The organism is Candidatus Sarmatiella mevalonica, assembly GCF_016751895.1.
Lineage (GTDB): Bacteria > Pseudomonadota > Alphaproteobacteria > Rickettsiales > Rickettsiaceae > Sarmatiella > Sarmatiella mevalonica.
Window position 1 is genome coordinate 1 of the sequence record NZ_JACVVM010000052.1, and the last position, 9,750, is coordinate 9,750.

9 protein-coding genes and 1 pseudogene are annotated in these 9,750 nt (G+C 37.7%); 5 read left to right on the forward strand and 5 right to left on the reverse strand.

The genetic code is table 11. From position 1 onward, the window contains the following. The 3 genes and pseudogenes from Sarmat_RS04765 to Sarmat_RS04775 all read right to left on the reverse strand — a co-directional run. Positions 1-236: pseudogene (locus Sarmat_RS04765) on the reverse strand (transposase family protein); the annotation flags it as partial. 279 nt (positions 237-515) lie between these two features. Then, positions 516-818, reverse strand: coding sequence for a hypothetical protein (locus Sarmat_RS04770; protein ID WP_202149669.1), 303 nt, complete (start codon positions 816-818; stop codon positions 516-518). Between the two features lie 278 nt (positions 819-1,096). Then, positions 1,097-1,291 (reverse strand): hypothetical protein, encoded by a 195-nt coding sequence (locus Sarmat_RS04775; protein WP_202149670.1) that lies wholly within the window; start codon positions 1,289-1,291, stop codon positions 1,097-1,099. 335 nt (positions 1,292-1,626) lie between these two features. Here Sarmat_RS04775 and Sarmat_RS04780 point away from each other — a divergent pair, with 335 nt between their 5' ends. Continuing rightward, entirely contained in the window at positions 1,627-2,499 is an 873-nt protein-coding gene (locus Sarmat_RS04780) for a glycine--tRNA ligase subunit alpha (protein WP_202149671.1), read from the forward strand. 139 nt (positions 2,500-2,638) lie between these two features. Continuing rightward, positions 2,639-2,776 carry a transposase gene (locus Sarmat_RS04785; RefSeq protein ID WP_202149672.1) on the forward strand — a complete coding sequence of 46 codons (138 nt, stop codon included), beginning with the start codon at positions 2,639-2,641 and terminating at the stop codon, positions 2,774-2,776. A 184-nt stretch (positions 2,777-2,960) separates the two neighbouring features. On the opposite strand, the gene Sarmat_RS04790 is transcribed toward Sarmat_RS04785, so the two are convergent. Next, a complete protein-coding gene (locus Sarmat_RS04790) occupies positions 2,961-5,432 on the reverse strand; it encodes a hypothetical protein (protein WP_202149673.1) in 2,472 nt (823 codons plus the stop codon). Positions 5,433-5,570: 138 nt separating this feature from the next. On the opposite strand from Sarmat_RS04790, the gene Sarmat_RS04795 reads away from it, so the two are divergent. The 3 genes from Sarmat_RS04795 (at position 5,571) to Sarmat_RS04805 (ending at position 9,129) form a co-directional block, all read left to right on the forward strand. Continuing rightward, positions 5,571-5,837, forward strand: a complete 267-nt coding sequence (locus Sarmat_RS04795; protein WP_202149674.1) for a hypothetical protein — start codon at positions 5,571-5,573, stop codon at positions 5,835-5,837. Positions 5,838-5,912: 75 nt separating this feature from the next. Next, positions 5,913-6,476 (forward strand): DNA-directed RNA polymerase subunit omega, encoded by a 564-nt coding sequence (locus tag Sarmat_RS04800; RefSeq protein ID WP_202149675.1) that lies wholly within the window; start codon positions 5,913-5,915, stop codon positions 6,474-6,476. Between the two features lie 1,129 nt (positions 6,477-7,605). Continuing rightward, positions 7,606-9,129 carry a hydroxymethylglutaryl-CoA reductase, degradative gene (locus Sarmat_RS04805; protein ID WP_202149676.1) on the forward strand — a complete coding sequence of 508 codons (1,524 nt, stop codon included), beginning with the start codon at positions 7,606-7,608 and terminating at the stop codon, positions 9,127-9,129. Positions 9,130-9,529: 400 nt separating this feature from the next. Here Sarmat_RS04805 and Sarmat_RS04810 read toward each other — a convergent pair. Continuing rightward, on the reverse strand, positions 9,530-9,750 hold a 221-nt coding region (locus Sarmat_RS04810; protein ID WP_207187042.1), incomplete at its 5' end, for a transposase.

The following is a 9,750-nucleotide window of genomic DNA, read 5'->3' on the forward strand; positions in this document are numbered from 1 at the left end:
CGTTTATTCCATAACTTTGACTAACATGGAAATATGCGCGGTATTCTCTGATATATTCCAATGCCATTAATAGCTGATTTTTCCATGCTCAACTTATTTCTTCTACCTCCTTTAGTTTTTTTCTTTTTATCAGCTTCTTCTAATATTTTTACCATCTTATCAAACGCACCACGCTTAACTCCTGTTAATCTTCTGAATTGATCATCTGATAAAATCTTCACTTGTTCATATTTCAATTGCACAACCATAATATTTTTATTGACCTAGCTTGAGTATACGCATATATCGCAGTTTCGAAAGAGGCCTATTTTATCCGGAATACAAAATTAATATTATTATTTGTAAGAAATTCAATTCATTCCTGGTCAAAAAATTCTCTATCCCCCAAAATTGCCTCTATTTTTCCAATCCCAAAACATTTGATAAATTTGCTGATCAGCTCTATACGGTCTGAAGCTTTCGAGTTGCCACCCTTATTATCTAGCATCTTAAAAAAGATCGGAATTGCTATGTTTTCATATGAAATCGCTAGAAATAATACTTTGTTTGTCAAACTCCCAATTTGTCCGATCTATTACTAACAAATATTTGTCTAAACTTAAGATATCCACTACCAACGCTGCAACTTCGACTGCATCTATTAGCTGATCTTTAAAAAATCTGTAAATTCTTTTAATTACTGAATCTTGCTTTGCGTCACTTATTATGCCCTCTGCTATTTTAGGAATTTGTACGTTCTGGATCTTAAAAAGTGATAAAATTATCATCACCAATAATTCGACTCTTGATTTATTCCATCGAAAATGTTTTGATAACATTTGGCGTAAAGTGGTATTATAGAACATAAACATCCTTAATTATCGTTAAAAATGTATATGTTTAACTGCTTTGCTACCTTTACGCTACTACTTTTTTACCTAACTGTCCGGTACTAAGGCTTTTTGCGAAGAATTAGAGCAAAAAAAATAATCTTTTTGTTTCTTGCTAGGCCTTTCAATTATTTGCTCCGTTACATCTATTAACTATTCAGTCTCTTTATAGCTTAGAGTGCGTTTTTTCTATCGCAACCAACTTTGCGACCAATCGTTCCAAAGTTTTAATTATTCTGCATACCCTTGAAACATCGATCCCAAACATAAAACCTACCAAGCCTCTTGTATTTACCAACGACTTTCTTTGCCCATGATACTTCAAGTTTCTTCACCAAAATATCAAATTCTTCGCAACTAATGCCAAATAATCTTAAAAAGATTCTTGGATGTTTCCTGATTTTTATGTATGATATTGCCATATATGGAGTAGTTTTGTGTTGAAATAAACTTCATATATACCTTCTGTCTTGAAAAAATCAAGACCTCTTTCTATCATTAGGCGATATATTCTCACCTACGCAACAGGTCTAATCTTATTTGCGATCTTTTTATGCTGTTTTAGCTATAACAGTATCGTAAAGTACATGAGAATTCGAGAATTAGATCGGCTGCCGCAGTTGCCATGAAAGAGTAGAGTTGTGCCATAGGCCCTCTGAGAAAACTGTAGTACTAGCTTTTGTTTACATCATTTGCTATGATTCCATTTGATATTACAAGAGTGATGGATAGAATAATAAGATAGATATACTGCTCCATGCTATATTTTCAAGACATAATCACGCGCTTACAGACGTTTTGGACGCAGAACGGTTGCAGCATTCTCCAGCCATTTGATAGGCAAGTTGGCGCTGGCACTTTTCACCCAGCTACGGTGTTGCGCTGCTTAGAAGATAGAAGCGCTGAAAGGCCATGGCGTATATGCTATGTGCAACCATCACGCAGACCAACTGATAGCAGATATGGAAAACACCCTAATAGAGCGCAGCATTACTATCAGTTCCAGGTGATTCTGCAACCATCACCAATAGATATCCAAGATTTATATCTAGAAAGCCTACGCACACTAGGTTTGAACCCGCAAGAGCATGATATTCGATTTATAGAAGATGACTGGAAGTCTCCAACTTTAGGCGCATGGGGTCTTGGTTGGGAGGTGTGGTGCGATGGTATGGAGATTACTCAATTTACTTATATGCAAGAAATAGGGGAAGTGAAGCTTTCTTCTATACCGGGCGAGATTACTTATGGGTTAGAGCGTTTGGCTTTGTATATACAAAATAAGGAAAGTTTTGCGGAAATAGAATGGAGTGATGGGGTATTATACAAAGATTTAGAAGTATATGAAGAACAAAACTCGATATTTAACCTCGAGCTGACTAATCAAGAAAAGCTACGTCAAGAATTCACATCCGTTGTGGATGAGGCGAAAGAAATAGCGAAATTTCAGAGAGTTCCTGCTATAGTATACGACTATTGCATCAGGGCCAGCCATATCTTTAATTTAATAGACGCTCGCGGCCTTAATCATATAGAACGCGAATCATATATCGCGCAAGTTAAAGAGCTTGCAAAAATAGCATGCTCTCAGTGGCGTGCATTGTACGAGGAAAGAAATAAACAGTGGTAAACGTCTTGATTTCTCTTTTCAACTCTATCACCTATGTTGATGCGTTGCATTGCTTGAAATGTCCCCACATGTTGTAGACCAAAGATGCTTCAAATAGATAGACTATTTTTCTCAATTATTACATAAATTGTAGGGCGCTATGCCTTATTCTCCTAACCTTAACCCAATTGAAAAGTTCTGGGCTAATATGAAGAAGTGGATTAAAAATAAAATCCATCTCTTCGACAATTTCTATAGAGCTATAGAAGCCTTCTTCGCTCTCCCTAATTCAAGTTAATTGACTATATCATAAGTCGTATTTGATTGTAAAAGGGTACGAGTCCTTACTTAACTTTATGTATGCTCAGAAGTTTTGCGGCTTCGTATACTCCTCGCATTTGCCCGTCATGATTGAGTTTGGCAAGAAGTTTGGTGATGCACGGAGGCGCTAGAGCGCCCCCTCGATGGATTTAGGATTAGTGTTACATATTTGGTTCGTATTTTTTATATTGTTGAATATTAAACCGATGATTTGGGTCCAGCTCCTTTTGTAATCTTTCCGCGATATCAAAATAGTGTTTAGCTCTCTCGATCCTCCCATTGGCTAACTCCAGTTTGGAGTGATTTCGCATCAGTCCTATCACTCGTTGGACTTTGTCGATCCTTTCCTCTGTAAGTTGAGCTGCGTCTTGCCGTTGCAGCACAGGCTGTACGCTTTGCCAGTCAGCATGCACATCAGCGAGACATTGGTTTTCTAGTTGTTCAACCATCCGCATGGCATTTTGAACTTGCGCATCATTATCTGCATTGTGACTCATGCTGGATAGGAGATATGTTTTCATCTCGTCCGTACGCTTTAGCATAAACGGTATAATCTGCTTAATCAAAACATATTTTGCTTTTATAGTTTTGCGATCATTTGGTTTTTCGTCTTCAAGATCTCGCAGATAGTTAGCATAACTAGTTAACTTTTCTTGATAAAATTCCACGAGACCGTGATGCATACGCCATATCTCACCATGAAAATATGCGCGATCATGTGCAGATATGTAATGCAAATATGCGCGCTCACGTAAAGACACGTAATACGCGGTACGGTTTACGGCAGATTCCAGTTCACTCAGGCTGTCCTGCGCAAATTTTGCGGTACTAAGAATTGATAGTTTTACTTCCGGGTCAAATGGGTGTTGTGATGATATCTCGAGCGATTTTGATTGCATCCATTCTATTTCTAATTTTTGGCAATACCTCTGTGCGATAGGTAGAATCTTCTCTGTAATGGTCTTTGAAAGTTCGAATGAATATGGAAGCGCAATTAGTAAGTGGTTAAGCGTATCTTGCATCTCTTGGAATGCAACTAACAGTTGGGGGTCTGGATCAACAATTGCTTCAGCTTTTTTGACAACACATGCGTGCACTCGCTGTGCTACGTCTATAAGATAATTTTGATTAAGCGTCGGATCGAGCGCTTGCAGAGAGTCAACAATGCCTTGTAACCGGTTTTGATGAAATTCAGTATCCAATTTCTCTAGCTCATGTTCCACTTGTTTTAATGCTTGGTGATGCTCTCTGTACTTAGCGCTTTTTAAGTCTCTGACACCCGATTGTATCATTAAGTTAACGGTTTCAAATAGTGAGCGGATCTTGGTACATTCATGTTCTATTCCTTCTTGATTAGAACAGTCAACGGTAGCAATCCACCTTGCATCTTCACGTAATTGCTGAATTTGCTGTTCAGTGGCATTACCTGACATCAAAACACCAACGGTATTTGCTATCGAATTTGGGATCCTGTCTATTTTTGCGATTGCTTCCAACATTAAATCATTTGCCGCATGCGGGTTGCGCGTTGCTAATTGTCGTATCTTATCCAGATCCAATTTATATACAGGGAACGAGGTATTCTTCCAATTATCAAATTTTATCATTTCAAGTTGTAATTTACCTTCAAACTGCAAACGTTTATTGTCGCTGAAGTTGTGTTTGATAGCGTCAAACTCTTCTTTTATACGCTCTATCTTATTTTGTATGCGCCCTAGAGTATGTATTTGTTTATTGTTATTGAAAAGGTAGTATTCGGTAGTCTCAAACTTTCTTTTTATATACTCTATCTCATGTTTTTTGTGCTCTGGAATACGATGCTTCCTAAGAAACGCAAGAAAGTCATTCTCATCATCTACGTCAAAAAATAAGAAATAGCAATCTCTTTTTAGCTCGGAAAGTGACGCAGATAAGTCAGCAAGTTTGTTAACGGCAGATAGATACTCAGGGTTTTCTAAGCTCTTGATTTGAACTACCGCATCCTCAATCATTTTATTGCATTTTTCGCGGATTTCTTGCTGCATCTCACTACGAGTGATCATGCCCAGACCATTTCGCGGATACTTGCTTCCACAGAAATGCATAGCGAGATCTCTCATACCAGGTATTAGGCTATGTCGATCTTGCAATTCCAAATCAAGATATTGCAAAGTTTGCTCTACTGCTGTAGATAGTTTATGCATTAAAGCTTCCGCATCCTTTGGAGAGGTTAGCGCGCGTTGCTTGATCTTCTCTATCTCATTATGTATCGTTGTCTTTGGTTCAAATGGAAGGATTTGCTGAAGACTTAACAAAGAAGTTTTAAGATATGTACAAATATTGTCTATTTTTTCCTCCGAAGAATTAGCATCCACTCCAAGAAAAGCTAAATCCGCTTCAAACTGTCGCACAATATTGTTTGGCGCTTGTTTGTCTTTGTCGTTCTGAGTTGCAAGTACCGTTAGTACATTTTCTTTAGCAGCCTCTATTCTCCCTACAAGTTGTTTTATCAACTGTTCTGGGTTTTGTTGTTGAGTCTTTATCAACCAATCAATTTCGCCTCGCACAGTGCCCCGCGCGAGTATGGCGTTGTTATTGGTTGGTGGTTTTAAAACTAGACGAGGTCGTATAATGGGTTTCATATTTTTTATCATAATAGTTATATAATAACAAGGGTACGTGATAGTATTATCGAATTCGTTAAGTATATCCATAGTACCCTACATTTTTTAAGGAAAGGCTTTACTATGAGGGTTTGAAGTAGTATATATCGTTTATTTTTTGTGACAAAAATGCATAATATACTACTTCAGGCGCTATCATCTCATATAGCCGGAAATAAATCAAGAGTAAAATCTTTTGCTGCGGCAATCTTGAGTATTATTACGGGTGCTGGTATTCACCAAAAAGAGCTTGCGCTATCTCTTCCTGGTCCCGCAAAGGATAAATCTAAAACTCATAGAATTTATCGTTTATTGAAAAGCTTTACTATAGATTTTATTTCGATTGCTAGCTTGCTGTTGATAGGAACAGAAATCAAGTTATTGACATTGCGGTAAGTAGGAAGCGAGAGCAAGACCTATTCATAAATATTTACTCAACAAACAAATTCTTTTGTCTATATTTAGTTAGGAATGCCTAAAATCTTTACTTATGCAGCTGGTCTATTGCGTTTGCACTTGCATTGCTATACAATTAGCCTAGGATCCATAGGTGGGTTCTTTTTATTTTTAGAATTGATTTTTTTACTCATGAGGAACACAGAAACTATTCTATCTAAAATGCCTGCGGAAGAAGAGCTAGGCGTTTTTTTTAACAGCGATTTGGTAGATAACAAATTCGACTTTGTGATACTTGCTTCTCAGGTTGCTAAAGACATTCAAGCTGGTAAATATCAAGTGCCTCAGGAACTCATTAAAAAATACAAGGCTACTGTTTTAGCAGTACATGGAATTAATAATGGAGAAGTGAATGTAAATCAAGTTAGAGACAGAATTATATCCTCTCTGTGCGCCTTTAAATCGCAGAAAGAAGAGCAGAGCACTATGAATGGGCTAGAGTGGGATGAAGCGGAAGTCGCAAATACTAGCGATACTTTTGTTCAACCAGAGGAAGATTTTTACTATGCAGATGATGAATATTATGCGCAGGATGGAGAGCAGCTCGATGCAGATGATGAATCGATCGATCTGTCTTAAAACTAACTATCCTCTGCTGTTATTAATAGAACTCTCTCATCACTTGTGCGTGCGTAGCGAATGTGATAAGCCCCCTTCCAAACTCGCGCTGGATCGGAAGCAAATGTAAGGAACTAACAAAAGAAACAAATGAAGGTGCAAAGCTTCAATTATATATAAAGTTACGTGAGGCTTCGAATCGACAGCAACGGCAACAGTTGGCGTGAAGAAGTAGATTTTTGCAATTGTGTATAATGGTAACAGGATTGTAGCCCTGAAGAATTAAATACTATGCGAGAGATATGCAGAGTACGCAAGAGTAGTAAATGAATTTGAAGTTTGCGTATAGATGTTACTTTCAAAAGAAAATGCCTAGATCCTGTAGCGAAGATTTTCGAAAAAAAATAATAACATATGTAGAAAGAGGTGATAGAGTTGCGAAAGAGCTGAAACAAAATTCGAAATAGCACCAAATACGGTAAAGAATTGGTATAAAAATATAAAGTAGGAAATTATTTAGTAAAGAAGGTAGGTGCTAAAAAAGACAGTGTAACTGGCAAAGAAATTGCAAAGTTGTAAATAACAACACTGATTTTATTTTATCCAAAATGGGAGAGCGTTTTGGCAGGAGTGCCGCAGGGGTGCTATATTGGTTTCGTAAATTAGGGTATCGCTGTAAAAAAACCTTTACCCATATGGAAGCAAGTGAAGAGAAACATAACACTGACCAAGAAGCTATAAAAATATATCACTAGAAAAGCTTGCGTATATTGATGAAAGCGGTGTAGAGCATTTTGATAGTTCTTGCAACACAAAATTATTTGAAGATTGGCTTGAGCAATTCTTGATAAAAGAACTGAAATCGGGGTAAGTTGTAGTAATGAATGATGCTGCATTTCATAAATCTCAAAAGACTAAGGACTTAATTAAATCGTTGATCTGTTGAGTGCAAAATGATTTTTCTACCTCCCTACTCGCTAGATCTAAACCTATTGAGAAATTCTGAGTTAATATGAAGCGATGGATTAAGTGTAAAATTGCTCAATTTGATAAATTATACAATACCTCGTTTCAATTCTTTCATGCACAAACCTCCACTTAAATTTACTACAGTAGCATTGGTGTTACGTCAGTGCTATTCTTTTTTAGCATGACCAATCAAACCCTTCCTCGCAAAACAAATCGACTTACTAAAATACAATATCTGCAAACTAAATATAATCTTACTACTGAGGAGATTGGCTACCTTAGCCCTTTCGTAGATTTCGACTCGCACTCTCGGCAATCTCATACTTTTTTAAACAATAAACATTTTTCCAAGCTCTCTCAACCAGGGGCGAATGCGGGGACATACGAAGCGCAAAACTTCTGGAATACTGAAATAGACCAGGGTTTCGAATCAGCAGCGACAGCGCAGTTGGGGTCGGAAGTCGAGTTTCGAAAGAAGTCTAATCAAAATTACATCACTCAACACGCTCCCTTTGAGCCTCAACACGCTCCTTATGGACATAACAAGCAAGATATTGCGGATGTTTTAATAGAAAACGCGATAGGATACTTCGCAATGCCAATGGGTTTAGTGGATGGAATTGAGGTAAATGGCAAGAAATATTGCGTACCAATATGCACAGAAGAGTCTTCTGTGATTGCGGCGCTTAACAAGGCAGCGTTGCTTTTTAAGAGATGCCGAGCGTCTATTATAGCCTGGACGGATTCAAATTTAAAGATCGGTCAGATACATATACCACAACTTAAAGATGCATACCTCTTTGAAGATTTTTTCTACAAAAATAAAGATCGTTTTATAGATTTATGCAATGCAAACGTAGCACGAAGCATGAAGGCGAGAGGAGGAGGAGTGGTAGATATTTATTTTAAAAAACATGACTATCTAAACAGTAATGAACGAGAACAATGGGGGGTAGTTGAAATATTATTCGATAGTGTGGATGCCATGGGTGCAAACATCATTAACCAAACGTGTGATTTTTTAAAACATATCATGCAAAAAGAATGTTCAGAAGTGTTAGGAATTGCTATATTATCTAATTTTAATAGCAAAAGTTTAACCCACGTTAAGATTACAGTTAATGCAATAGATGACGGTATTGCGCAGGCTATACATCAAGCTTCTCGCTTTGCGCAATTTAATACCGAAAGAGCTGTTACAAATAACAAAGGCATCATGAATGCAATAGATGGTTTGGCTATTAGTACCGGTAATGATTTTAGAGCAATAGAAGCTGCAATGCATGCATATGCTTGTGTTGGCGGCGCGTATCAGGGGCTATCTTATTGGAAGCGAGAGGCTAAGGGAGTGTTGATAGGGCATGCATCCGCACCTATTGCTTGCGGTATAGTAGGAGGCGCGACTAGGAGTCATAAAACGGCGAGTGTAATAATAGATAAAATTTTAGACATCTCTAGTGCTCAAGAGCTTGCGCAGCTTATGCTTAGCGTGGGATTAATGCAGAACTTCGCCGCTCTGCACTGCCTGGTAACTCAAGGAATTACTAAGGGGCATATTAAATTACATGTTAAAAACTTTTTGGCGGAACTAGCTGTGGATTGCCCTTTGCGCGCTAACCAATTAGAGCGCGAGATGTTGCTATTATTAGATACTCAAGGGTATGTGACGCACACTGATCTAAAAAAATTACAAAGCAAAATATAGATATATGACACTGTTAACAACAATAATTGCAAAAGGAGCAAAAAATCATTAAGTAATAAAATGATGGTTCAATAGATCCACTGCATAATTCAACGGAAAATAATTGGATTCGATCGTTTTAATAATCAACGTTACTTAAATAATAGACCCGTTGCGTAAGTAAGAATATATCGCCTCATGATTAGACCTCTTGCGTAAGTATTTAATTAACAATTAGCCAATGTGAAGGGTGAAGAAGGTTGTTCGTGATTATTAGACCTCTTTCCTAACTCTACTCCTGATGGGACTGTTGCGAGATGAGGTAATTTTTGTTATAATAAATCTCAAAAGAACGAGGTTTTCAAATGTCTTCAGCGCATCAAATTACAGTGGTAAGTTTAAATCAATTAGTTAGAACCAGTCACGCAAAACATTTAACTAACCTATTCAGCATAATTTTTGTGAAAGCTAATTGAACAAAAGCCTTAGCGGATGAAGGGGAAATCTCATAATCCTTGGACAATCTTCTGAAATTACCCAGCCACGCAAACGAGCGTTCCACAAGCCACCGCCATTGCTGAACCTTAAACCCCCTCGTTCCGTCCACCGGCTTGACAATGCTCAGCAAACACCCCTGCGTAT